The 24,197-nt window shown below is 70.7% G+C and carries 22 protein-coding genes and 1 pseudogene; 10 read left to right on the forward strand and 13 right to left on the reverse strand.

Annotation, left to right across the window (positions count from 1 at the left end):
- Positions 1 to 61: 61 nt before the first annotated feature.
- The 3 genes from BLU79_RS05820 to BLU79_RS05835 all read left to right on the forward strand — a co-directional run bounded on the left by BLU79_RS05820 (position 62) and on the right by BLU79_RS05835 (position 3,044).
- Positions 62 to 1,195, forward strand: coding sequence for an acyl-CoA dehydrogenase family protein (locus tag BLU79_RS05820; RefSeq protein WP_093904513.1), 1,134 nt, complete (start codon positions 62 to 64; stop codon positions 1,193 to 1,195).
- Positions 1,196 to 1,198: 3 nt separating this feature from the next.
- Positions 1,199 to 2,074, forward strand: coding sequence for an acyl-CoA dehydrogenase family protein (locus BLU79_RS05825; protein WP_093904514.1), 876 nt, complete (start codon positions 1,199 to 1,201; stop codon positions 2,072 to 2,074).
- A gap of 508 nt (positions 2,075 to 2,582) precedes the next feature.
- Positions 2,583 to 3,044 (forward strand): ATP-binding protein, encoded by a 462-nt coding sequence (locus BLU79_RS05835; RefSeq protein WP_093904516.1) that lies wholly within the window; start codon positions 2,583 to 2,585, stop codon positions 3,042 to 3,044.
- A 372-nt stretch (positions 3,045 to 3,416) separates the two neighbouring features.
- Here the strand turns inward: BLU79_RS05835 and BLU79_RS05840 are convergent, their stop codons facing one another.
- The gene (locus BLU79_RS05840; RefSeq protein WP_093904517.1) at positions 3,417 to 4,343 is read right to left on the reverse strand and encodes a cyclase family protein; all 927 of its coding nucleotides are present in this window, start codon (positions 4,341 to 4,343) and stop codon (positions 3,417 to 3,419) included.
- Positions 4,344 to 4,438: 95 nt separating this feature from the next.
- On the opposite strand from BLU79_RS05840, the gene BLU79_RS05845 reads away from it, so the two are divergent.
- The 4 genes from BLU79_RS05845 (at position 4,439) to BLU79_RS05860 (ending at position 9,052) form a co-directional block, all read left to right on the forward strand.
- Positions 4,439 to 5,350, forward strand: coding sequence for an SDR family NAD(P)-dependent oxidoreductase (locus tag BLU79_RS05845; RefSeq protein WP_093904518.1), 912 nt, complete (start codon positions 4,439 to 4,441; stop codon positions 5,348 to 5,350).
- Between the two features lie 107 nt (positions 5,351 to 5,457).
- Positions 5,458 to 6,609 carry an acyl-CoA dehydrogenase family protein gene (locus BLU79_RS05850; RefSeq protein ID WP_093904519.1) on the forward strand — a complete coding sequence of 384 codons (1,152 nt, stop codon included), beginning with the start codon at positions 5,458 to 5,460 and terminating at the stop codon, positions 6,607 to 6,609.
- Complete coding sequence (locus tag BLU79_RS05855; RefSeq protein WP_093904520.1) at positions 6,609 to 7,658, forward strand: alcohol dehydrogenase catalytic domain-containing protein; 1,050 nt, start codon at positions 6,609 to 6,611, stop codon at positions 7,656 to 7,658. The genes BLU79_RS05850 and BLU79_RS05855 overlap by 1 nt, the downstream gene beginning before the upstream one ends.
- Before the next feature lie 80 nt (positions 7,659 to 7,738).
- A complete protein-coding gene (locus tag BLU79_RS05860; protein WP_093904901.1) occupies positions 7,739 to 9,052 on the forward strand; it encodes an MFS transporter in 1,314 nt (437 codons plus the stop codon).
- Here BLU79_RS05860 and BLU79_RS05865 read toward each other — a convergent pair.
- Positions 8,960 to 10,003, reverse strand: a complete 1,044-nt coding sequence (locus BLU79_RS05865; protein WP_093904521.1) for a GlxA family transcriptional regulator — start codon at positions 10,001 to 10,003, stop codon at positions 8,960 to 8,962. The two genes, BLU79_RS05860 and BLU79_RS05865, sit on opposite strands and share 93 nt — an antisense overlap.
- Positions 10,004 to 10,075: 72 nt before the next feature.
- Between BLU79_RS05865 and BLU79_RS05870 the strand changes: the two genes are divergently transcribed.
- The gene (locus BLU79_RS05870) at positions 10,076 to 11,404 is read left to right on the forward strand and encodes an MFS transporter (protein ID WP_093904522.1); all 1,329 of its coding nucleotides are present in this window, start codon (positions 10,076 to 10,078) and stop codon (positions 11,402 to 11,404) included.
- 39 nt (positions 11,405 to 11,443) lie between these two features.
- Here BLU79_RS05870 and BLU79_RS05875 read toward each other — a convergent pair whose 3' ends face one another.
- Positions 11,444 to 11,830, reverse strand: a complete 387-nt coding sequence (locus BLU79_RS05875) for a VOC family protein (protein ID WP_093904523.1) — start codon at positions 11,828 to 11,830, stop codon at positions 11,444 to 11,446.
- 106 nt (positions 11,831 to 11,936) lie between these two features.
- Here BLU79_RS05875 and BLU79_RS05880 point away from each other — a divergent pair, with 106 nt between their 5' ends.
- Positions 11,937 to 12,707, forward strand: coding sequence for a TetR/AcrR family transcriptional regulator (locus BLU79_RS05880; protein ID WP_093904902.1), 771 nt, complete (start codon positions 11,937 to 11,939; stop codon positions 12,705 to 12,707).
- Positions 12,708 to 12,746: 39 nt separating this feature from the next.
- Here BLU79_RS05880 and BLU79_RS05885 read toward each other — a convergent pair whose 3' ends face one another.
- The 5 genes and pseudogenes from BLU79_RS05885 to BLU79_RS05905 all read right to left on the reverse strand — a co-directional run bounded on the left by BLU79_RS05885 (position 12,747) and on the right by BLU79_RS05905 (position 16,570).
- Positions 12,747 to 13,391 (reverse strand): hypothetical protein, encoded by a 645-nt coding sequence (locus tag BLU79_RS05885; protein ID WP_093904524.1) that lies wholly within the window; start codon positions 13,389 to 13,391, stop codon positions 12,747 to 12,749.
- A gap of 111 nt (positions 13,392 to 13,502) precedes the next feature.
- Positions 13,503 to 14,012, reverse strand: a complete 510-nt coding sequence (locus tag BLU79_RS05890) for an NUDIX hydrolase (RefSeq protein WP_093904525.1) — start codon at positions 14,010 to 14,012, stop codon at positions 13,503 to 13,505.
- Positions 14,013 to 14,120: 108 nt separating this feature from the next.
- A pseudogene (locus tag BLU79_RS05895) lies at positions 14,121 to 14,410 on the reverse strand (hypothetical protein).
- An 84-nt stretch (positions 14,411 to 14,494) separates the two neighbouring features.
- Positions 14,495 to 15,688: a TRM11 family SAM-dependent methyltransferase gene (locus tag BLU79_RS05900; RefSeq protein WP_093904526.1), complete on the reverse strand. Its 1,194-nt coding sequence runs from the start codon at positions 15,686 to 15,688 to the stop codon at positions 14,495 to 14,497.
- Positions 15,689 to 15,940: 252 nt separating this feature from the next.
- Complete coding sequence (locus BLU79_RS05905; RefSeq protein ID WP_256333167.1) at positions 15,941 to 16,570, reverse strand: flavin reductase family protein; 630 nt, start codon at positions 16,568 to 16,570, stop codon at positions 15,941 to 15,943.
- Positions 16,571 to 16,788: 218 nt separating this feature from the next.
- On the opposite strand from BLU79_RS05905, the gene BLU79_RS05910 reads away from it, so the two are divergent.
- Positions 16,789 to 17,163 (forward strand): hypothetical protein, encoded by a 375-nt coding sequence (locus BLU79_RS05910; protein WP_177000881.1) that lies wholly within the window; start codon positions 16,789 to 16,791, stop codon positions 17,161 to 17,163.
- An 84-nt stretch (positions 17,164 to 17,247) separates the two neighbouring features.
- On the opposite strand, the gene BLU79_RS05915 is transcribed toward BLU79_RS05910, so the two are convergent.
- The 5 genes from BLU79_RS05915 to fabG all read right to left on the reverse strand — a co-directional run bounded on the left by BLU79_RS05915 (position 17,248) and on the right by fabG (position 24,196).
- On the reverse strand, positions 17,248 to 18,087 hold the full coding sequence (locus tag BLU79_RS05915; RefSeq protein WP_093904903.1) for an enoyl-CoA hydratase/isomerase family protein: 840 nt from the start codon (positions 18,085 to 18,087) through the stop codon (positions 17,248 to 17,250).
- Between the two features lie 25 nt (positions 18,088 to 18,112).
- Positions 18,113 to 20,338 (reverse strand): acetate--CoA ligase family protein, encoded by a 2,226-nt coding sequence (locus BLU79_RS05920; RefSeq protein ID WP_093904528.1) that lies wholly within the window; start codon positions 20,336 to 20,338, stop codon positions 18,113 to 18,115.
- A 132-nt stretch (positions 20,339 to 20,470) separates the two neighbouring features.
- Positions 20,471 to 21,979, reverse strand: coding sequence for a flavin monoamine oxidase family protein (locus BLU79_RS05925; RefSeq protein WP_093904529.1), 1,509 nt, complete (start codon positions 21,977 to 21,979; stop codon positions 20,471 to 20,473).
- Between the two features lie 146 nt (positions 21,980 to 22,125).
- The gene (locus BLU79_RS05930) at positions 22,126 to 23,331 is read right to left on the reverse strand and encodes a flavin-containing monooxygenase (RefSeq protein WP_093904530.1); all 1,206 of its coding nucleotides are present in this window, start codon (positions 23,329 to 23,331) and stop codon (positions 22,126 to 22,128) included.
- A gap of 136 nt (positions 23,332 to 23,467) precedes the next feature.
- On the reverse strand, positions 23,468 to 24,196 hold the full coding sequence (fabG, locus tag BLU79_RS05935) for a 3-oxoacyl-ACP reductase FabG (protein WP_093904531.1): 729 nt from the start codon (positions 24,194 to 24,196) through the stop codon (positions 23,468 to 23,470).
- Position 24,197: the final 1 nt, after the last annotated feature.

A 24,197-nucleotide genomic window follows, 5' to 3' on the forward strand; every position in this document is an offset into this window, starting at 1 on the left:
CGGTCCAGGGGTGCGGGGCTAGCCTGCGGATGAATCTGACGGATCGTCAGGCAGGTGGTGGATGAACCTCACGTACACGCCCGAAGAGGAGGAGTTCCGGGCGCGATTGCGGAAGTGGCTGGGCAAGGCCCTCCCGGCGCTCCCGCCGAAACCGTCCCCCGACGACTGGCCGGGGCGCCGCGCCTACGACCTCGGCTGGCAACGCAGGCTGTACGACGCCGGGTACGCCGACGTCCACTGGGACGCGTCCCCGACCATGCGGCTGATCTTCCTCGAAGAGACCGAGAAGGCGGGCGCGCCCTATGTGGGCGCCGGGTTCGTCGGGCTGCTGCACGCGGGGCCGACCATCGCCGCCGAGGGCACCCCTGAGCAGCGGGCGCGCTGGCTGCCGCCGATCCTGCGCGGGGACGAGGTCTGGTGCCAGGGCTTCAGCGAACCGGACGCCGGATCCGACCTCGCGGCGCTGCGCACGCGCGCGCGTAGGGACGGCGACGACTATGTGGTGAGCGGGTCCAAGATCTGGACCTCCCATGCCGAAGTGGCCGACTGGTGCGAGCTGTTGGTGCGCACCGACCCCGCCGCGCCCAAGCACCGCGGCATCAGCTGGCTGGCCATGCCCATGGACGCGCCGGGCATCACCGTACGGCCGCTGAAGACCCTCGCCGGGTCGGCCGAGTTCGCCGAGGTGTTCCTCGACGACGTACGGGTGCCCGTCGCCAACCGGGTCGGGGACGAGAACGACGGCTGGCGCGTGACGATGGTGACCCTCTCCTTCGAACGCGGCACGGCCTTCGTCGGGGAGGTCGTCGCCTGCCGGCGTGTGCTGCGCGAACTCGCCGGTGAGGCACGCAAGAACGGGCGCTGGGACGAACCGGTACTGCGACGGAGGCTGGGGCGGCTGAACGCCGAGTTCCGGGCGCTGTGGCGGCTGACGCAGTGGAACGTGAGCGAGGCCGAGCTGACCGGCGGGGTGCCGGGCGTCGGGGGTTCGGTTTTCAAACTGAGGTATTCGCACGCCCGCCAGGAGCTCTACGACGCGGCGGCCGACGTACTGGGGCCGGACTCCCTCGACCTCGACCGGCCGTGGGTCCTCGACCGGCTGTCCTCGCTGTCGTACACCATCGCGGCCGGCACCTCGCAGATCCAGCGGAACATCGTGGCCGAGCGGATTCTCGGGCTGCCGAAGGGGCGATGACGGATGCGCTTCCAACTGACCGACGACCAGCGGGCGTTGCGTGACGGCGTACGGGAGCTGCTGGCGCGCCGCTTCGGCCCGGCGGCGCTGCGGGCCGCCGTCGACGAGCCCGGACGCCTGGACCGGGCGCTGTGGCGCGAGCTCGGCGCCGCCGGGTTCTTCGCGCTGCGGCTGCCGGAGGCGGCGGGCGGGGTCGGACTCGGGCTGCCCGAGGCGGTGTTGGCGTTCGAGGAGGCGGGCCGCGCGCTGCTGCCGGGGCCACTGGTGGCCACCCACCTCGCCGCGGGGGACGTGCCGGGCGCGGCCACCGGGGAGGTGGTCGTGGCGGAGGCGGGCGACGGCCTGGTGGAGTGGCTCACGGAGGCGGACGTCGTACGGGGCGACGCGGAGGGGGCCGTACCTCTGAGGTCGGTCGACCCGCTGACGCCCCTGCACCGGGTTCCCACGGCCGCCGACGTGGACCCCGCCGCCGTACTCCTCACCGCGGCCGAGCAGCTCGGCACCGCCACGCGCGCGTGCGAACTGGCCGTGCAACACGCCCGGGCACGTGAGCAGTTCGGGCAGCCGATCGGAGCCTTCCAGGCGGTGAAGCATCTGTGCGCGGAGATGCTGGTGCGGACGGAGACGGCTCGCACGGCCGTCTACGCGGCGGCCGTCACCGGCGACACGGTCGACATCGACACGGCCCGGCTGCTCGCCGACGAGGCGGCCGTGAGCGGCGCCCGCGACTGTCTCCAGGTGCACGGCGGCATGGGATTCACCTGGGAGTTCGAGGTCCACCTGCATCTGAAGCGCGCATGGGTGCGGACGTACCGTGCTGGCGATGCTACGCAGAGTGAGGAGCGTCTGGCCGCCGAACTTCTCGCACACTCGACCTAAAGCGACTTGGTCTGCGATATCGCCGATGGTGCCCGCATGGATGTCGCGGATTGTGGCATACCGGAATTACGGAGCGTTGATATCGGGTTGTGTCCTACGTGTGACTCGTCACGGCCTGGAGTCGGCGGTTTGCTCCGGTACCTTGTGTGAGATGCGAGTGGTTCCGAGCATGAGCCATGGCGGAGTTGCCCTTGAGGCGGCCCCGGATCCGGCGGTGCGCGCCGGTGCTCGCAGGGTGGGAGGGCGTTCTGTCCCCGCCTGTTCGACTCCTCGCAACAAGCGTCGCACAGTATGCCGCACGGGTACTCCTTCGCGCTGGAATATGCCCGAAGCGCTTGTTGGGGTGACTGTACGTCAACCATGCTGTCAGCTAAGGGATTCACGTTCCGTGACCCTGGCTTTGGCCATTGTTCTGGCCATGAAAAAAATGGCTAGGATCGTGGCCCTCGTGAGGCGCGGGGCTATGTGTCCGCCGGTTCGGATGGTGTGAGCGGTGCAGGTGCTTCAAGTGCAGCTGGAGATCCGGCCCGACCCCGCTGAGGTGGGGCGAGCCCGGCGGTGGGCCCGCTCGCGGCTCGCCGGATCCGGGATAGGGGTCGACGAACCGCTCGCCGAGACGCTGATCCTGCTCGTGTCCGAACTCGTCACCAACGCCGTGGTGCACACCGGTTGTCCGGCCGTGTTGCGTCTGTCCCTGCCGGGCGCGACCCAGGAGTCCGCCACCGTCCGGCTCGAGGTGGCCGACCGCAGTGGCCGTGCGCCGGTGCCCCGGTGCGTCGACGGTGACGCGACGGGCGGCCGGGGTCTCGCGCTGGTCGACGGCCTCGCGGACCGATGGGGCTGGAGTTCCGAGGGCGCCGGCAAGCGGATCTGGTGCGAACTGGACCGCGCCGCCGAGTCGGAGGGGTCCGCCTCCGCCTATGGGAGCGGGGCGTCGGCGTACGAGGGGCTCGCGTACGAAGCGGTGTGACGGGCGCACTTGGCGACAATTTTGCTGGAATCGGTGCACGGTTGCAGAAAGCGCTGTCTCTCCTGCTCGGGTCGGTATCGGTGCGCCCGGGCATGCTTCTGTGCGCGCCTGCTGCAAATAGGGCTTAAGTAACAAATCACCGAGTGGGTGTTGACGCCGCGTGTCCGGTTGATCACGCTTGTGGTCAGCGATTCGCCGCGAGGGGACGACGAGGGTTTCGGTGACGGAAACCCTTGCCGAGTGTGGGTCGTGATTCGGCGTCGGTTCTCTCAGGGCTGGGGGAGTGGAGGAACCGGGGCGGGTACGCCGGAGTCGGATGGCGGCGCGGTGCCGTGCTCGGGGCCACCGGTGTCGCGCCGCCAGCCGACCTCGTCAGAGCACGGCCACGGGTGCGACGGGAGTCCCCGTGCCGCCGACGAAGGGTTCGGGCATCGCCGACAGCAGGAACGCATAGCGGCCCTCTTGTCCACAGGCTGTGGACAACTCTTCGAGATTCCAGTTCTGGCCCTGGAGCATCCCCATCTCCACCAGGTCGAGCGCGTGTACAGGCAGCCACAAATCCTCCCGCTCGGGCGGAAAGATCTCAAACGTGAGCGTGTCATTCGCCACCGCCGCCACATCGCGCGCATGGAACCATTCCGGCGTACGGATCGACAGGCCGGGCGAGGGATAGCCGTACGCGTGCTTGTCGCCGGCGAGACAGACCTGGATCTGCCCCGTCCGCACCAGCACGATGTCCCCGGCGCGCACGCGCGTGCCCGCGAGTTCCTCGGCCGCCTCCAAGTCCTCCGGGGTGACCGCGTGCCCGCCGTCGAGCCGCGTCACGCCACGCGCGCGTGCCACGTCCAGCAGTACGCCCCGCGAGACGATGTGCCGCGCCTTCTCGATGCCGCTGAACTCGGCGCCGCGGTGCGGGGTGATGGTGGCGGCGGGGCGGCCGTTGTAGATCCGGCCCGAGTGCGAGACGTGGGTGAGCGCGTCCCAGTGGGTGGCCGCCTGCAGGCCCATGGTCACGGTGTCGTCGCTGCAGGCGACGGTTCCCGGACCGAAGATCTCCTGGTTGATCTGCACCATGGTGTGCAGGGGGTTGACGCGTCCGGGGATCATCCCGGTCTGGACGCCGTCCTGTTGCAGGGGCAGGGCGAGCGGGATGCGGAGGCCGGTGCGGACGCAGGCGGCGGCCTCGCGGACGACGTCGTCGGTGATCAGGTTCAGGGTGCCTATCTCGTCGTCGGACCCCCAACGGCCCCAGTTGTTCACGCGCTTGGCGATCTCGTGGAACGCGTCCGGTAGTGACATGAGTCCTCCCCGGGGCTTGTCTCCATGTATCTGACGGGTCGTAGAATCAACTCGAATCTAACGGACCGTCAGAAACTGCGGGAAGGGGCCGGGGCATGGGGAACTTCTTGGCAGGCAAGGTCGTCGCCGTGACGGGTGCGGGGCGGGGGATCGGGCGGGCGGTGGCCTTGGCGGCCGCTGTAGAGGGTGCGCGGGTCGTCGTCAATGACTACGGCGTCTCCATGGACGGCGCGTCGCCCACCAGCGAGGTGGCCCAGGCCGTCGTCAAGGAGATCGAGGCGGCGGGCGGGGAGGCGGTCGCGGTCGCGGACGACATCTCCACGATGGCGGGCGGGCAGCGGGTCGTGGATACGGCCTTGTCGGCGTACGGGCGGATCGACGGGGTCGTGTGCGTCGCCGGGATCCTGCGGGAGCGGATGCTGTTCAACATGACCGAGGAGGAGTGGGATCCCGTTGTCGCCACCCATCTGAAAGGGACCTTCACGGTTTTCCGGGCCGCCTCCGCGGTGATGCGGAAACAGCGGGCGGGGACCTTGATCGGGTTCACCAGCGGGAATCATCAAGGGTCGGTTTCGCAGGCGAATTACAGTGCGGCGAAGGGTGGGGTCATTTCGCTGGTGCGGAGCGCTGCGCTGGGCTTGAACAAGTATGGGGTTACCGCTAATGCGGTGGCGCCGGTTGCTCGTACGCGGATGTCGGCGAACGTTCCTGTGGAGTTGGCGGAGATCGGCGAGCCGGAGGATGTGGCTTCTCTGGTCGTGTACTTGCTGTCCGATGCGGCTCGGGAGCAGGGGGTTACGGGGCAGGTGTACACCGTTGCCGGGGCGAAGATCGCGGTTTGGGCGCAGCCTCGGGAATTGCGCGCCGCGTATGCCTCCGGCGGTTGGACGGCGGAGTTGATCGCGGAGGTATTGCCAGGCTCGGTGGGGGTGGATCCGATGCCGATGCTTGCTCGGGTGGAGGCGATGGAGAGGGCGGCTCGGGACGGGGATCGGCCGAACGCCTAATAGCTCGGGGGGTGTTCTGGGATGGCGGCCGCGGGTTGTTTGTGGCTGGTCTCGCAGTTCCCCGCGCCCCTGAAGGTTGGATGCCTGACCGTCGGCTAGGAGGTCCCGTGGACTTTGGATTCGCTGCTGGAGATGAGGTGTTCCGGGGCGAAGCTCGTGCTTGGCTCGGCGCCAATGTCTCGGACACAGCAGACCGCCGCGCTTGGGAACGCACCCTTGGGAAAGCCGGGTGGATTGGGATCGGGTGGGGGGAGAGCGGGTACGGGAATCGGTCCGCCACGCTTACCCAGCAGGTTGTGTGGGCCGAGGAGTATGCGCGGTCGGGGGCGCCGCCGCGGTCCGGGCATATCGGGGAGAAGTTGTTGGCTCCCACCCTCCTTGCTCATGGGACCGATGAGCAGAAGGCGCGGTTTCTTCCTCCGGTCGCTGTGGGGGAGGAGCTCTGGTGCCAGGGGTACAGCGAACCCGGTGCGGGGTCCGACCTCGCGGGGGTTCGTACGAAGGCCGAGCGTGCCTCGGACGGGACGTACCGGGTCAGCGGGCAGAAGATCTGGACCTCCCTCGCCCATGAGGCCGACTGGTGCTTCGTGTTGGCCCGGACTGATCCGGAGTCGGTTCGGCACCATGGTCTGAGCTTCCTCCTCGTGCCCATGGACCAGCCGGGTCGTATCGAGGTTCGGCCCATCCGGCAGATGACCGGGACCAGCGACTTCAACGAGGTCTTCTTCGACGGTGCGCACGCGCGCGTGGAGCACGTCGTCGGGGGCGAGGGGGCGGGGTGGAAGGTCGCGATGAGTCTGCTCGGGTTCGAGCGGGGGGTGTCCACGCTCGCCCAGCAGATCGGGTTCGCACAGGAGTTGGGGAGGGTCGTGGAGACGGCCGTGCGGTCCGGTGCCGTGGGTGATCCCGTCGTCCGGGAGCGGCTGGTGCGGCAGTGGGCCGAGTTGCGGGTGATGCGGTGGAATGCCCTGCGCACACTGGGGCGGGCCGGGGACGCCGGGGCGCCCAGCGTGGCCAAGTTGCTGTGGGGCGGCTGGCATCAGCGGCTCGGGGAGCTGGCGATGCAGGTGCGGGGGGCCGCTGCGGGGGTCGGGCCGGTGGAGTGGTCGGCCTCGGCGCCGTACGGACTTGACGAGGCGCAGCATCTTTTCCTGTTCTCCCGGGCCGACACCATCTACGGCGGGTCCGACCAGGTTCAGCGCACGATCATCGCCGAGCGGGTGCTCGGGCTGCCCAGGGAACCCAAGGGAGTTGTGTGATGCGCGGCGTGGTGTTCGACGGGAAGCGGGTCCAGGTCGCGTACGACCTGGAGGTGCGGGATCCGGGGCCCGGTGAGGTGCTGGTCGCGATCTCGGCGGCCGGGTTGTGCCACAGCGATCTGTCTGTGGTGGACGGGACCATACCTTTTCCCGTTCCTGTGGTGTTGGGGCATGAGGGGGCGGGGGTGGTCGAGGCTGTGGGTGTGGGGGTCACCCATGTCGCCCCGGGGGATCATGTGGCTCTGTCCACGCTGGCCAACTGCGGTACGTGCGCCGAGTGCGACCGGGGGCGGCCGACCATGTGCCGGCAGGCGATCGGGCGGCCCGGGCAGCCGTTCGTCCAAGGGGAGCGGCCCGTCTTCCAGTTCGCCTCCAACTCGGCGTTCGCCGAGCGGACCGTGGTGAAGGCCGTGCAGGTGGTCCGGATCCCGAAGGACATTCCGATGCCCTCGGCCGCGCTGATCGGGTGCGGGGTGCTGACCGGGGTGGGCGCCGTGCTCAACCGGGCGAAGGTGGACCGCGGGGACAGTGTGCTCGTCATCGGTACGGGGGGCATTGGGCTCAATGTGCTGCAAGGGGCGCGGATCGCAGGTGCGTTGCGGATCGTCGCCGTCGACGCGAATCCGGCGAAGGAGGCGGTGGCGCGGCGGTTCGGGGCGACCGACTTCCTGACCTCGGTGGACGGGGTGCGCGAGCTGCTGCCGACGGGGGCGGACCACGCCTTCGAGTGCGTGGGGCGCGTCGAGTTGATCCGGGCGGCCGTCGATCTGCTCGACCGGCACGGTCAGGCGATCCTGCTGGGGGTTCCGCCGGCCCGCGCCGAGGCCTCCTTCGTCGTGTCCTCCATGTATCTGGACAAGTCGATCCTGGGGTGCCGGTACGGGTCGTCGAGGCCGCAGCGGGACATCGCGCTGTACGCCGAGTTGTACCGGGAAGGGCGGCTGCTGTTGGACGAGTTGGTGACCGAGACGTATCCGGTCGAGGAGTTCGAGCGGGCGGCGGCGGACGCGGAGGCGGGGAAGGTGGCTCGGGGGGTGCTGACCTTCTGAGGCGGTTGGCATTTCCGGGTTTTCCACAGGCCCGGAAATTGTCTGCCGGGTTGTCAGCGGCGGCACTTACCGTCGTCTTCATGAGCTATCGAGACGTCGCCTCCAAGCAGGTCCTGATCTGGGCCTGCACCGCCGTCGCCTCTCGTATGCCGGTCGCCATGACACCGTTGGCCCTGGTGTTCCTGGTGCGGGAGCGGCCCGGCGGCTACACGCTGGGTGCGACGCTCGCGGCTGCCTATGTGCTCGGCGAGATCGTCGCCGCCCCGGTCCTCGGGATGCGGCTGGACCCGGCGCGCGGCCGGCGTCATCTGGTCGTCGGGCTCGCGGGCGGGACGGTGGGGTTCGCGGGGCTCGGGGTGCTGGCCGGGGCGCACCCGGTGGTGCTGGGGGCGTTCGCGTTCCTGGCCGGTGGGGCACCGGCCGCGACCGCCGGCGGTCAGCGGGCGCTGCTGACCTCGCTGGTCCCGGAGCGTGCCGTGGCGCAGGCGCTGTCGGCCGAGTCGATGCTGATGTCCGGGGTGTGGGCCGTCTCCCCGGTCGCGGTCGCCGGACTCGCCCTCGGGGTGGCGCCACGGGTGCCGCTGCTGCTCGCGGGCGTCCTGATGGCGTCGTCGATCGCGGGCCAGCTGGCGCTGCCGGCCGGCTGGTCGAACGGGGAGCAGGAGGGGGAGGAGGGCCGGGCGAGGACGCGCGTGCTGATACGCGCGTGGCCGGTGTACGTCACGGGCGCGGCCAGCATCACGTTGCTGGGCCTCTCCGAACTCACCCTGCCCGCCCTGCTCGAACAGCGCGGCATCGGCGTGGGCTGGTCCGGTCCGATGCTGGCCGGCATGGCCCTGGGGGCGGGGCTCGGGGCGTTCCTGTACGGCATGAGGTCGTGGCCGGGGCGGCTCCGCGCGCGCAGCGTCGTGCTGATGTGCGGGATGTCGGTCTTCGTGTCCCTCGCCGCGCTGATACCGGGTGCGGCCGGGATCGCGCTCGCCCTCGTCCTGGCGGGCATGCTCCAGTCGGGCGCGCTGATCACCCGCAACCTGTCCCTGCGCGAGGCGCTGCCGCCGAGCGCCCTGGCCGCCGGGTACTCCGTGCTGTACGCGGCCGCGGGCGCGGGCTACGCGGCGACGGGTTCCCTCGCGGGCGGCCTGCTCCAGGTGGTGGCGCCGTCCACGGCCATCCTGGTCGGAGTGCAGCTGACGCTGGTGCTGACGGCGCTCGGCTGGTGGGGAGAGGCTCGCCGGGACGGTTCACGCGCGGACGTCTCAAGCACAGACGCCCCAAGTGCGGACGCCCCAAGAGCGGACGCCTCAGGTGCCGCCGTGGACCCGGACGTCGTCGCGGCTTCCGGCGCGGAAGGTGCGCCGATAGCTCGTGGGTGTGACCCCGAGCGCGGTCTGTAGGTGCTGTCGCATCGACTGGGCCGTGCCGAAGCCGGCGTCCCGGGCGACCTGGTCGACGGACAGGTCGGTGGACTCCAGCAGGTGCCGGGCGCGTTCCACCCGCTGCTGGGTGAGCCACTGGCCGGGGCTGACGCCGACCTCCTCACGGAAGCGGCGCGTGAAGGTCCGTACGGACATGGACTCCTGGTCCGCCATGTCGCGCAGCTGGATCGGCTCGTGGAGTCGGCCCAGGGCCCAGGCGCGGGCCGTGGTCGTGGACGACTGCTGCGGGTCGGGGACCGGGCGGTGGATGTACTGGGCCTGGCCGCCGTCCCGGTGGGGCGGTACGACCGTGCGGCGGGCCACCTCGTTGGCGATCGCCGTGCCGTGGTCGCGGCGGACGATGTGCAGGCACAGGTCGATCCCGGCCGCGACGCCGGCCGAGGTCAGCACGTCGTCGTCGTCGATGAACAGGACGTCCGGGTCGACCTCGATCTTCGGGAAGAGCCTCTGGAGGCGCTCGGCGTCGGCCCAGTGCGTGGTGGCGGGGCGGCCGTCCAGATAGCCGGCGGCGGCGAGGACGTACACGCCGGTGCAGATGGACGTGAGCCGGGTGCCGGGGCGGATGTGGGCGAGGGCGGCGGCCAGCTCGTCGGTGAGGACGCCCTGCTCGAAGACCGGGCCGAGTTCGTACGACGCCGGTACGACGACGGTGTCCGCGGTGGCCAGTGTCTCCGGGCCGTGCTCGACCTGGATGGCGAAGTCGGCGTCGGTCTGCACCGGGCCCGGCGGCCGGATCGAGCAGGTGACGACCTCGTACAGATGTCGCCCCTGGGCGTCCTTGGGGCGGCCGAAGATACGGTGCGGGATGCCCAGCTCGAAGGGGAGCAGGCCGTCGAGGGCGAGCACGACGACGCGGTGCGGGCGGAAGGGTTCCTGCTGGGCGCGGGCCGCGCTGGTGGCCGTATCCATGGCCCGATCCTAACGAATGATGTCTCTTGGGCCACTCGTTCCGGACCGATCACAGGCCCGAAGCTCTATGTCGTGACCCAGTCAACCGAGGCAGCAGCTACCGCAGAGGGCATCCGGCCGACCAAGAAGCCCCGCCCGCGGCGGAGCCGCGCAGTGTCACTGCACCGTGCCTGGTTCGTCGCCGCCGTCACCTTCGTCACGATCATCGGCGCCGCCGCCTTCCGTTCCCTGCCGGGGCTGCTCATCGACCCGCTGCACCAGGAGTTCGGCTGGTCACGCGGCACGATCAGCGCCGCGGTCTCGATCAACCTCGCGCTGTACGGGCTCACCGCCCCCTTCGCCGCCGCCCTGATGGACCGCTTCGGCATCCGGCGGGTGGTCGCGGTCGCGCTCACCGTGATCGCGCTCGGCTCGGGGCTGACGTACTGGATGACGGCGGCCTGGCAATTGCTGCTGTACTGGGGACTGCTCGTGGGGCTCGGCAGCGGCTCGATGGCGCTGGCCTTCGCCGCGACGGTCACCAACCGCTGGTTCACCGAGCGGCGCGGCCTGGTCACCGGCATCCTCACCGCCGCCTCCGCCTCCGGCCAGTTGATCTTCCTGCCGGTGCTGTCCTGGCTGGTGGACAAGCACGACTGGCGTCCGGCCGCGGTGACGGTGGCCCTGGCCGCCCTCGTGGTCGTCCCCTTCGTCTGGCTGTTGCTGCGCGACCACCCGGCCGACGTGGGCCTGAAGCCGTACGGCGCGAAGGAGTTCGTGCCCAAGCCGCCCCCCGTGCCGGGCGCCGCGCGCCGGGCGATGTCGGTGCTCTTCTCGGCGGCCCGCACCGGCCCCTTCTGGCTGCTGGCCGGCTCCTTCGCGATCTGCGGCGCCTCCACCAACGGCCTCATCCAGACCCACTTCGTGCCCGCCGCCCACGACGAGCACATGCCCATCCAGGCCGCCGCCTCGCTGCTCGCGGTCATCGGCGTGTTCGATGTCGTCGGCACGATCGCCTCCGGCTGGCTCACCGACCGCATCGAACCGCGCCGGCTGCTCGCCGTGTACTACGCGTTGCGCGGTGTCTCGTTGCTGTTCCTGCCGATGCTGCTGGCCCCGAGCGTCCACCCGCCGATGCTTCTCTTCATCGTCTTCTACGGCCTCGACTGGGTCGCCACCGTCCCGCCCACCGTCGCCCTGTGCCGGGAGCTGTACGGCGAGGACAGCGCGATCGTCTTCGGCTGGGTCCTCGCCTCCCACCAGGTCGGCGCCGCGTTGGTGGCCTTCCTCGGCGGGGTCGCGCGGGACGTCTTCGGGACGTACGACATGGTGTGGTACTCGTCGGGGGCGCTGTGCGCGGCGGCGACGCTGATGGTGCTGGTGATCCGGCGGCGTACGGCGGACGGTGTGGCTGTGGCCTGAGTTCCGGGGCCTGGGCCTGGGCTTGGCGCCCCGAGGCCGTCAGTGGTTGTCGGGTGTGGCCCAGGCGACGAGCTGGAGGATCACGCCGTTCGGGTCGGTGACCTGGAAGAGGCGCTCACCCCACGGCTCTTCACGCAGCGGCATGGTGATGGAGACGCCTTCGCTCTGCAGCCGCTCGTATTCGGCGTCCAGGTCGGCCACGGTGAACGCGGTGATCACCCCGGCGGCGTGCTGGTCCCTGACACCTTCGGGCAGGACCTCGATACCGCGCTGCAAAAAGATCACGTTGACGGTGTCCTCGCGGACCAGGGAGGCGAAGCCTTCCGCGGCCATGGCCTCATGGAAGCCGAAGTGCCTGGTCAGGAATGCGGCGGAGGCGGGGACGTCGTCGACGGTCAGGGAGACGGCAGTGGAAGTGATCTTCATGGATCCTCCTGAGGCTCGAGAGTCAATCTCTATACGTTGTACATTATACGCAGTACGGAGTGGACGTGGGGGGGGCCGCAAGGAAAAGAAGGAAAAGATGGAGCGCATGGCCAAGGAACGAAGCAGTGTGGACGACCCTGCTCGCACACTGGAACTGCTGTGGCGCGAGCCCGCAAAAGGTGGCCCTCGGCGGGGCCCCAAGCAGGGTTTGACGGTCGACGCCGTCGTCCAAGCCGCCATCGAGCTGGCAGACTCGGGTGGGCTGGACGCCCTGACCATGCGCAGCGTCGCCCAGCGGCTGGGCGTCACGCCGATGACGATCTACACGTACGTCCCGGGCAAGGCGGAGCTGCTCGCCCTCATGCTGGACGCCGCCTATCTGCAGATGCCGCGTACCGATCACACAGCCGCCCCGTGGGGTACGAGGGTGGAGGCCGTCGCGCGCGAGAACCGAGACCTGTACCGGCGCCACCCCTGGGTGGCGACCCTGCCCACCACACGCCCGCCGCTCGGCCCCGGGCTCATGGCCAAGTACGAACACGAACTTGCCGCGTTCGACGGCCTCGGGCTGGACGATGTCGAGATGGACGCGGCCCTCACTTTCCTGCTCGGCTTCGTCCAGTCCGTCGCTCGCGCCGACCTCGACAACCAGGCCGCCGCCCGCGACAGCGCCATGTCCGACGAGCAGTGGTGGGCCGCCAACGCGCCACTTCTGGCCAGGGTCTTCGACCCTGCCCGGTTCCCCCTCGCAGCGCGGGTCGGGAGTGCCGCGGGTGAGGCTCACCAGGGTATGTACAGCCCCGACTACGCCTTCGACTTCGGGCTGAAGCGCATCCTGGACGGCCTCACCCACCTCATCGTGAGCCGTTCCCGGTAGCGACCTCACGTGCCCGTTGACCCGTAGGGCCCGGCGGGCCTACGCCCGGTTCAGGCCCGCGCGTTCCAGTGCCTTGCTCATGGCGGGCCGGTCCAGTTCCCGCCAGTCGGGCTCGGTGACGAGGGACATCAGGATCTCCGGGGTCAGCCGGTAGCCCTCGGCGTGGCCCAGCAGTGTCTCGGCGTCGTGCTCCGGCATGGTGCCGTGGTCCTCGTCGCCGATCGTCCACAGCACCTCCTTCCTCTCGACGAAACGGCTGATACCGCAGTCGAGCCCGTCGTCCTCCAGGGTCGCCGGGTACGGAGCCCGGGCCCAGGTGCCGTTCTCGTACCAGTAGACACAGCCCAGTTCCCAGCCGCTCAGCAGGTCCCGCAGCCGCTCGTGGGGGAGCCAGTCGGGGGCGCCGGCGAGCATGTCGACCGGCGGCTCGTGCCACTTGGCGCCGCTGGACTCGTCCTCGCCGAAGAGCACGTAGCGCCCCTCGCCCCGCTGCGCGAAGCCCCACCATGTGCAGCCGGAGTCGTCCAGATGGAGCCCTTCGTCGTCCACCCAGGTTCCCGTGCGGTGAGGGCCCGCCTGCTCGTCGGCCGTGGTGGCCTCCAGCACGGCGATGAGCGCCCAGCGCGCCCACAGAACCTCCGCCGACGGCAGGTCCCCGGGCAGCCCCGGCCTGTTGATGGTCATGCATGCTCTCCGGGCTCGACACGATCACGATCAGCGCAAGGCTCTCATGGGGCGAACTGCCCTGGAGCGAAGCCCGGTTGCCGGGCCTGATCGGTTCGACGTGATCGGTCATCAGGGGCGTGAGCGTGTGGTGCGGCTCAGTGCGCGATATCGGGTGAACGCCTCACGGGCATCCGGAACGAACGCTTCCCGGCGCACGAACTCCGTCAGTTCGGGCTCCGTCAGCCAGCCGTACCAGGCGATCTCCGAGGGGTCGGGCCGGACCGGTTCCGTGACGACGACCTCGTGCAGGCCGAGCCAGTACGGACTGATCGCTCCTGCGCACAGGAACTTGAGCACGAACCGAGGGCGGCCCTGGACGCCGAGTTCCTCCGCCAACTCCCGTGAAGCGGCGTCCCCATACGACTCGGCGACGCCCACAGCGCCCCCGACCATCCAGTTGAACTGCCCTGGGAAGAGCGACACGTCGTCCGCACGGCGGTGTACGAGAACCCGTCCGCCGGCGTCACGGCACACGATGGTCGCTATGCGATGCAGCCATCTCCGGCGAATCGCATCGCCCCTGTCCACAACAGCCAGTACTTCGTCATGCTCGTCGACACGCTCGACCAATTCACCCATGGATTACACGGTGGCAGAGGGCACCGACATCCAGCCGGGAGTGCCTGCTCAAATGACCGGTCAGCTCGCACGGACGGAAGACCGGTGGCCGCGCAGTCGGGCACGAGCTCAATCGGACGGCGGGACCGAGGACGACCACATGCCGAACCACTGCTCGGCGCCGTAGGCCTCAAACCGCTCTACCCCGATGAACCCCAGCTTCGCCGCGAGGCGCATCGAGCGGACGTTGGCAGTCTGGGTGGCGAGCACGACTGGTTCGCCGGGAAGTGCGCCGGCGAACCAGCCGAGGGCGGCGGCTCGATGGCCGCCGCATGGTCCCGGCCCTCAGGCTCGCGGAGTACGAGCCTCTCGGTCCTGATGGGGGCGGGTGGCCAGGCGACGGGTCCGAGCCCACTCATGCCGGTGAGCCAATCAGCAGGCGCGGCAGCGATCAAGACCGGCAGACCGATCAACCCACCCGCCCGGCCCTACAGCCACGCCTGTCAGGGACGGACGGACAAAGCGCTGCGCTGACCCACCTCCGTTTCCCGCCGGGCCCGCGAGCGTCTCCGGTCCGTGCGTTGGCGTTCGAGCCGAACCAGCAGCGGACGGCTGCCGAACAGGCTCAGCTGCTGTACGTGGACGGGTGTCAGACCGAGCGTCAGGGCATGGCCCAGTCCGCGTGCCTCGGGCAGCAGCACGATCGCGTGCCCCTCGTCGGTGAGGACACGGGCGAGTTCGCGCCACCACCGCTCCGGGTGCCCGGCGAGACGTCCGCCCGCGTCGACCTGTTCTCCCCAGGGCGGGTTGCACAGGACGCGGTCGATGCTGCGGTCGGCGACGGGGAGGGCGCCGGCGTCGCCATGCTCGACGGCGACCGGGAGCGACCCGGCGTTCCGCCGCGCCGCCCGGCGCGCGACCGGATCGAGGTCGAAGCCGAGCAGTGTGGTGCCGGGCACCATGTGGTGGGCCTCTATAAGCAGCGTTCCCGCGCCGCAGCATGGATCCAGCACCCGCTGGCCCGGGCGCAGTTCGGCCGCCTGGGCCATGGCGGCGGCGACCGGCGGGTGCAGGGTGCCCGGAACCGTCGTGTTCTTGTAGGCGCGCCGGTGTGCGGGGCGCCGCCCCAGGCGGAGCAGCAGGGTGGCGTGGGTGCCGTCCATGGTCAGCCGCCACCCGCTGTGGCCCGGCGGCGCGGGCTCGCCGTGCCGGCGCGCGTGGTACGGCACACCGGCGCGCGCGGCCAGCACCAGGCCGACGGCGTCCTCGATGTCGTAGCGGTTGTACGTCCGCCGCCCCAGGAAGGACGCCGAGATCTCGATCCCGCTGAACCCGCCGATCCCGCTGAACCCGGCCGGGCCGCCGTGTGCCTGGCGTTCCCGTGCCAGGGCTTCCAGGTCGGCCTCACGGGCCAGTTCGGCCAGGCCGGCCAGGTCGCTCTTGTGCGGACCGATGTCGCTTTGGCGGCGGGCCAGCAGGAAGACATCGTCGGCGGTCCGCAGCCGTACGTCGCCGTCATGGCTGTCGCCGGCGCCGGAACCGTCGCCGGACCTGGTCCTGATGCTGTTCCCGGTTCGGAAGCCCACCTCGCGGTGGCCGATCCAGTCGATGGTCGCGGACCCTGTCCGCAGGATTTCCGTGCCAAGTGCGGGCTCCAGCCCGCGTACGCACCGCGCCACCAGGCGCGCCGCCGTCACGAGACGGTCGGCGTGCCGGGACGAGGATGCCGAACGAACACACGCCGTGTGCGCATGATCCTGTCTTCTCCCACGTCGCAGCCCGGGACGGTGGAAGACCGTCCCGCATCATCGGCGCCGGGTTGATCCGCGTCGTGCCGACGGAGCGGCTAGCGGAGGGGGAAGAAGTACGTCATGGTCCGGCAGCGTAACAGCGCGCCGTTCCGCTGAGTTCGATTTATGAAGGAGCCCCCCCCTTAAAGGAACCGCCCCTTAAAGGAACCGCCCCTTGTGGAACAGCAAGGGCGCCTCGTCACCCTCGCTCGCGCCCAGGGCGTTCACCCGGCCCACCACGATGAGGTGGTCGCCCCCGGTGTGCACCGCGTGGATCGTGCAGTCGATCCACGCGAGCGTGCCCGCGAGGCGGGGGGAGCCGGACACCGGGGCCGCGTCGTACGGCACCCCGGCGAACTTGTCCGCGCCGCTCACCGCGAAGGCACGGCACAGCTCGCCCTGGCCGGCGCTCAGGACGTTCACGCAGAAGACGCCCGCGCGCGCGATGCGCGGCCACGTCGTCGACGTACGGCCCACCATGAAGGCGACCAAGGGCGGGTCGAGGGAGAGGGAGGAGAAGGACTGGCAGGCGAAGCCGGCGGGGGCCGGGGCCGGGGCTTGCGGGTCGTCCGTGGTGGAGGCCGGTGCGGGTGCCGTGACAACGGCCACGCCCGTCGCGAAGTTCCCCAGCACGCGCCGGAACTCGGCCGGTCCGACGGGCGCACGTTCGTCCTCGCCGACGCACCGCAGCTCGGGGCGCGGCAGCACTTCGACAGGTCCCCTTTCGGGGGCCGCCTCGACCGACCTGAGGTAGCGGACGGCGGCGGCCGCCATCCCTGCGTGTCCCATCACGCCAACCATTGAAGCTGACGGTGTGTCAGATTGGAAGGGGTGTGCGAGAAGGCCGAGAACCGCGGCCTATCCTGCGCGTATGGGGTGGGGAAACGCAGTGCAGAGGGACGGGTCCACAGACCCGGAGGGTGACAGACCCGACGGTCCTGACCGGCTGTATGCCGATCTGAACGCCGCTGCGGCGGCGTCCGCGTTCCAGCGTCTTCGTCGGCGGCGTGCTGGGCACGGCAACCGGGGTCGTCAAGGACTACGAGCCCCCGCGCCTGACTGCAGACGAGCTCACCGGTGTCTGGCGGGGCGAGGACGGGGCGGTCCTGCGACTGCACCCGGGCGGACGGGCCGAACTCACCGACCTGCCCACCGAGTCCGAGTCCGGCGACTGGCTGGCTGAGCCGCCTTTCGCCGTGTGCGAGGGCACCGGAACCTGGCTCCTCGACCGGGAGGGACGTGACGGTGTCGTCGTACGACTCGATGGCGGTTGCGGGCGGCAGACGCGCTGGACGATCGGCGGCACGGAGCGCGACCCCGAACTGTTCGTCCTGTTCGGTGATCCGGACGCCGGTGACCTGCGGATTCTGAAGCGGGGCTGAGCCCCGCGCTCACCGTTCCCGCGCTCACCGCTCCTGCACTCACCGTCCCTGCACTCACCGTCCCTGCACTCACCGTCCCCGCACTCACCGCCCCTTGTACTCCGCGCCCCTGCGCTCCACGAAACTCGCCACCCCCTCCCGCGCGTCCTCCGTCGTCATGTTGATCTCCTGCGCGGCCGCCTCCGTCGCGAAGGCCGTGGCGCGGTCGGTGTCGAGGGACGCGTTGACGAGCTGCTTGGTGAGGGCGAGGGCGCGGGTCGGGCCGGTGGCGAGGCGTTCGGCCCACTCGCGGGCCGTCTTGTCCAACTCCCCGTCCAGGACGACCCGGTTGACCAGGCCCAGCCGCTCGGCGTCCGCGGCGGAGAGCGCGTCGCCGAAGAACATCAGCTCCTTCGCCCGCTGGGGGCCGATGAGGCGGGGGAGGAGATAGGCGCCGCCGGCGTCGGGGACGAGGCCGCGTCGGACGAACACCTCGATGAACTTCGCCGATTCGGCGGCCAGTACGAGGTCGCAGGCGAACGCGAGATGCGCGCCGAGGCCGGCCGCGGTGCCGTTCACCGCGGCGATCACCGGCTTCTCGCAGTCGAGGACGGCCGCGATGAGGCGCTGGGCGCCGAGACGGATGGTGCGGGCGACGTCGCCGGGGACTCGCTCGCCGGTCACCGGGCCGCCCCGCAGATCCGCCCCGGTGCAGAAGCCACGGCCCGTGCCGGTCAGCACGACGGCCCGTACGGCCGGGTCCGCGGAGGCGTCGGCGAGTAGGTGGATGATGCGTTCTCGCTGGTCAGGAGTGATGGCGTTGAGGGCCTCGGGGCGGTTGAGGGTGATGCGGCAGACCTGATTGTCAGTGGCGTGCTGTACCAATGAATCCACTGGATCTACCAAATCCACGGAACTTCCGGGCACACGGGGGGAAGCAGGCATGTTCATCTCATCGTCGGCATTCATCTCAGCGGCACACCACCAACGCGTCCAGCGCCACCGCGCCCTGCCCCCTGGGCAGCACCATCAGCGGGTTGATGTCGAGCTCCGCGAGGTCGTCCTCCAGTTCCAGGGCCATGCGCTGCACACGCAGGACGACCTCGACGAGCGCGTCGAGATCCGCCGGGGGGCGCCCCCGGACCCCGTCGAGGAGGGCCCGCCCGCGCAGTTCGGCGAGCATGTCCCGCGCCTGGTCCTCGCCGAAGGGCGGCACGCGTACGGCGGCGTCGCCCAGCACCTCCACCAGCACCCCGCCGAGCCCGACGGTCACGGTCGGTCCGAACAGCTCGTCGTGCGTGGCGCCGACGACCATCTCCACGCCCCGCTCGACCATCTGGCAGACCAGGATGCCGTCCAGCGAGACGTCCTCGTAGCGGGCGATGTCGGTCAACTCCCGGTAGGCGTCTCGGACTTGACTGGCAGAGGTCAGTCCGATCTTGACCAGGCCCAGCTCGGTCTTGTGGGCGATCCGCGCGCCGGACGCCTTCATGACCACGGGGTAGCCGACCTGTCCCGCCGCCCGGACGGCCGCCGCCGCGCTCGTCACCAACTGCTCGCGCGGGACGCGGATTCCGTACGCCCGCAGCAACTGCTTCGCCGCGTGTTCGCTCAGCTGCTGGCCCGGGCGCATCAGTGGCTGCGCCTTGCGGAAGGAAGGGGACGGGGTGCGGGGGGCCCGGTCGAAGGGGGAGCGGTAACCGGTGACGAAGCGGTGGTGGTCGAGGTAGGCGCGGACGGCGGTGATGCAGTTCGCCACCGTGCGGAAGGTGGCCACGCGCGAGGAGCCGAGCAGGACCTCGCGGTACGCCGGCTCGGTGCCGACCGGCGACCCCCAGACGACGCAGACCAGCTTGTCCGTCCGCTCGGCGGCGTCCACCAGGTCCTGGACGAGCCTGTCGCTGAGGGGCGGGAAGGGGCCGGTGATCGGGCAGATCAGCACGCCCACCGCGGGGTCGTCGAGGATGGCGTCGATGATCTTCCGGCCGCGGTGGTCGCCGACCGGATGGCCGCCGTTGTCGACGGGGTTCGCCACGCTCAGGTACTCGGGTATCCACTGGTGCAGCTCGGCCTGCTTGGTCTCGGACAGCACCGGCAGGGCGAGCCCCGCCTCGGTGGCCAGGTCGGCGAAGTGCGCGCCCGTGCCGCCCGAGATCGAATAGACGACGACGCCGTCGGCGCGGGGCGGTCGCGCGCGGGCCAACAGGGCGGCGGTGTCCTGGAGTTCGTCCAGGCCGTCGACCCGGATCACCCCGTACTGCCGCATCGCCGCGTCCACCACCGTGTCCGCGCCGGTCAGCTTGCCGGTGTGTGAGGCGGCCGTGCGGGCGCCGGTCTCGGTGCGGCCGACCTTGACGGCGACGATCGGCACCCCGTGGCAGGCGGCGCGGTCGGCGGCGAGCAGGAAGGAACGGCCGTCCTTGAGGCCCTCCACGTAGCAGGCGATGGCGCCGACCTCGGGTTGCTCGGCGAAGTAGGAGATGAAGTCGGCGCTCTCCAGGTCGGCCTCGTTGCCGGTGGGCGCCCAGTGGGAGAGCCGGATGCCGAGCTCCTGGAGGGCGAAGACGGGGCGGCCCTGGTGGCCGGACTGGGTGATCAGGGCGATCGCGGGACCGCCCAGGTCGTCGCGGAACCGCTCGAAGGCGTTGAGGTTGGTGTTGGGGCCCAGCAGCCGCAGCCCGGATCGCTCGACGGCGGCGGTGAGGCGGTCCTGGGCGGCGGCGCCCTCCTCGCCGGTCTCGGCGAACCCGGAGGCGAAGACGACCGCGAACTTCACCTTGGTCTCGGCCAGTTCCTCGATCACCGGAAGGGGGTCGGCGACCAGTAGTACGGCGAGATCGACCTGCTCGGGCAGGTCGGCGACGGAGGGAGCGCAGGGGATGCCGAAGACGGACGGGCGGCTCGGATGCACCGGGTGGAGCCGGGCGCCGACCCGCTCGGACCAGGCGATCAGCTGGCGGGTGACACCGGTGTTCGGCCGGCCCTCGGCGTCCGAGGCGCCGATCACGGCGACCGACTCCGGCCGGAAGAAGCGGTCCAGATCGGGCACGCCGGAGTGCAGCGGCCGGCCGCTGACGTCGAGATCGTCGACCTCGGCCGGTCGGCCGTGGACGGCGGGCCCGGGCTGCTCGCCGCATGCGATGACCCGGGCCCGGCGGGAGTCGGTGGTGAGGGTGCCGTGGGTTGATCCAAGCATCGGTCCGCCCGCTCCTGTGTGACAGCGATTAACTGACGCAGTGTCAGATTAAAGGAACTGACGCTCAGTCAGGAACGGCTGTGCACGCAAAGTTGGGCGCGGGCCACCGGGAGGTCGGCCGCTCGGGGCCGCTCACAGCACCGCCAGCACCTCCTTCGCCACCCGCTCGCCCGATCGGACCGCCCCGTCCATGAAGCCCATCCAGTAGGTGGAGGTCTCCGTTCCGGCCCAGTGGATGCCGCCGACGGGCTCGCGCAGGGCGGGTCCGTACTGGGTCAGGACGCCGGGCGCGGCGATGGAGACGGGGCCACCGCGGGTGTAGGCCTCGTTGTTCCAGCGTTGCAGGACGAAGGAGGTGGGGGAGGCCGCTTTCGCGCCGAAGTACGTCGTGTAGTCCTTCAGTACGGCGGCCCGGACCTCCGCCTCGCTCGCCGCGTCCAGCTTGCGGGCCTCGTCGGCCTCGATGAAGCCCATCAGGGCGCCGTAGGAGGCGTCGGGCGGGGAGTTGTCGAAGGTGGAACTGATGACGCCGGTGTCGCTGACGACCTGGCCGTTGAGTCCGTCGGCCCGCCAGAAGGGGGTGTCGTAGATCGCGATGGCCTTGCCGACCGAGGCCATCGGCAGGCGCTGGGTGAGCTGGTCGCGGGCGGCGGGGAGGAGGGGGTCGTACGAGATGCGGGCGGCGATCGGAGGGGGTGCGGCGACGACGACCTTCTTGGCGGTGACGGTGATGCCGTCGGCCGTCACGGCGTACTGGGCGCCGGACTTGGTGATCGTGCGCACCGGGGCGCTGAGCACCACCCGGTCGCCGAGCGTGGCGGCGAGTTTGATCGGCACCAGCTGGGAGCCGCCGACGAAGCGCAGTTCCTGGGCGCCGTTCGCGGTCTCGGTGAGGCGTTCCAGGGTGCCGGGGTTCGAGGCGTTGCCGGCGGCGGCGATGTAGAAGAGGACGAACAGGAAGGAGAGTTCGCGGGGCTCGGCCGAGAAGATCGACGTGCAGGCCACGTCGAAGAGGAACTTGGCCGACGGGATGACGGCGTTGGCGCGCAGCCAGGTCTCGAAGGTCTGGCGGTCCCATTCGTCGGCCTTGGCGGCGGTCCAGGGTGCGTCGACCGGGATCTGCTTGGCCAGGTCGTCGAGCGTGGCCTGCACGATCGCGGCGTTGGCGAGACCGGCCGCGTCGATGGGCGGGACCGAGCCGAGGATGCCGTCGGTGGCGTAGGGGGTCTTCTTGCCGTCCTTGTAGAGGAGGTTGTCGCCGGTGTTGTAGGTGGCGAAGGTCCCCACGCCGAGGGAGTCGGCGAGGGCCCTGATGCGGTCCTGGGTGGGGCCGATGAACTCGCCGCCGCCCTCGGTGACACCGCCGCCCGCCAGGTTCAGGCCCATGACCCGGCCGCCGACCCGGTTGCGGGCCTCCAGGACGACGACCGACTTGCCGGCGGCGACCAGGTCGCGGGCCGCGGTGAGGCCGGCCAGGCCGGCGCCGACGATCGCGACGTCGACGTCGCGCGTGGTCGCGGCCGAGGCGGTGCCGGCACTGGTGGTGGTGAGGGTCGCGGCGCCGGCAGCGGCGGCTGCGCCGCCGAGAAGGGAGCGGCGGGAGAGCCGGGGGTTTCGGGGGAGCTGTCTTTCGCTTGCCACGTGCGTCCTCCGTCGGGGCGAGAGGGGGCGGAGCAGAAAAGTTGAACAGTGCTCACATTCTGGCCCCGTGCGGTGGCGCGGTACAGCTCTCCCGTCACAACTGACCCGCAAGTAACAAGAGATATACGTAAGAGAGTTGAGGGCGTCTACGTCACCGGAAGCCGGGAGGCCCGGCGGTCGCGGGCGATCGACTTCGCGATCTTCTGGGCGTCGATCGCCATCTCGCGGAGGTTGCCGCTGATGGGGTTGGTGAAGCCGGTGAAGTAGAGGCCGGGGGCGCCGGCCGGGGGGCGGGCGCCCTGGGCGACCGGTCTGCCGCGGGCGTCGAGCGCGCCGAGGTGGCCGACGAGGTCTTCGAGGGCGCGGACGTAACCGGTGGCGGCGATGACGGCGTCCGGCGAGACGCGGGTGCCGTCGGCGAGGGCGACCTTGCCGTCCTCGAACCCGTCGACGGCGGCCACGATCTCGACGCGCCCCTTGCGCACGGCGTCGATGAGGCCGACGTCGAGGACGGGGATGGATCCTGCCTTGACGCGGCTGTAGAGGCCGGTGTCGGGACGCGGCAGACCGTGGTCCGACAGGTCCGGCACGCTGAGCTTGGCCATCGGCCGGGCGAGCCGGTCGACGAGCGCGACCGGCAGCCGCCGTACGAGGATGCTCGTGAACTGCGCGGCCCACCCGGCGGTGGAGCGCCGCACGATGTGCGGAACCGTCCGCACCGCGAGCCGCACCCGGGAGGCCCCGCCCTCCACCAGGTCCACGGCGATCTCGGCACCGGTGTTGCCGACGCCGACGACCAGGACGTCGCGGCCGGCGTAGGGCGCGGGGGTGCGGTACTCGCCGGCGTGCAGGAACTCGCCGGTGTACGTGTCGCGGCCGGGCCAGTCCGGGATGTGTGGGGTGTGGTTGTGGCCGGTGGCCACGACGACCGCGGCGCCGGTCAGTTCACGTCCGCCGGTGGCGTGCAGCAGCCAGCCGGAGCCGTCGGGCGCGGGCTCGATCCGGGACACCTGGACACCGGTGACGATCTCCAGGTCGTGGTATTCGGCGTACTTCTCCAGATACCGCACCACGTCGTCCCGTGACACCCACCGCCCGAACCGGCGGGGCATCGGCAGTCCCGGCAGGCCGGACAGCCGTCGGGTGGTGTGCAGATGGAGGCGGTCGTAGTGGCGCCGCCAGGAGGCGCCGACCTTGTCCGACTTCTCCAGCACGACGGCCCGTATGCCCTGGGCGCGCAGGGCATACGCGACGGAGAGTCCGCCGGGGCCGCCGCCTATGACGTAGACGGGGCGGTCCGTGGCAGGGCGGTCCGTGACGGGGTGGTCCGTGTGCTGGGGGGTGTCGGCCATGGTCGGAGCGTAATCACGCAGCCGGTTGATGGGTCTCGGTCAAGACCGGAATTGGTTGCGGATCGATCACGGCTGTAGGAGGAGTGGGTGGGGTCTGTGACGTAGAGCACCTGCTTGTGGGGCTGAAGTGAAGGGGTCAGTGGCCCAGTCCGGCCCCTCCGTCGACCGGGATCACGGCGCCGCGTACGTATCCCGCACCGGCCAGGAACGCCACCGCGTCGGCCACCTCGTCGGGGTGGGCGAGGCGGCCGGCCGGGGTCCGGGCGAGCAGGTGCCGGCGCTGCTCCTCGGTGAGCGCGCGGCTCATGTCCGTCTCGGTCAGCCCGGGGGCCACCACGTTGCAGGTGATGTCGCGGGGGCCGAGTTCATGGGTCAGCGACCGGGCGAAACCGACCAGCCCCGCCTTCGCCGCCGCGTAGTTGGTCTGCCCGGCGGCGCCGTGCAGGGCCGCCGTGGAGGAGATCAGCACGATACGGCCGTGACCCTGCGCGATCATCCCGCGCACCGCCCGCCGGGCCACCCGGAAAGCGCCTGTGAGGTTGGTGTCGATGACGGAGGTGAAGTCTTCCTCGGTCATCCGCAGGAGCAGCCGGTCGTGGGTGGCACCCGCGTTCGCGACCAGGACGGTGACCGGGCCGTGGGCCGCCTCGGCCTCCTTGAAGGCCTGGTCGACCTGCCCGGCGTCCGTGACGTCGCACCGTACGGCGAGGAGGTTGTCGTCGGCGGGTGGCCTGTCCCCGCGGTAGGTCACCGCGACCCGGTCTCCCGCCGCCGCGAAGCGGCGGGCCGTGGCCAGTCCGATGCCCCGGTTCCCGCCGGTCACGAAGACCGAGCGAGCTGCCGCCTGTTCCCTCGTGCCCGCCACT

The sequence above is a fragment of the Streptomyces sp. cf386 genome (assembly GCF_900103585.1).
Classification (GTDB): domain Bacteria; phylum Actinomycetota; class Actinomycetes; order Streptomycetales; family Streptomycetaceae; genus Streptomyces.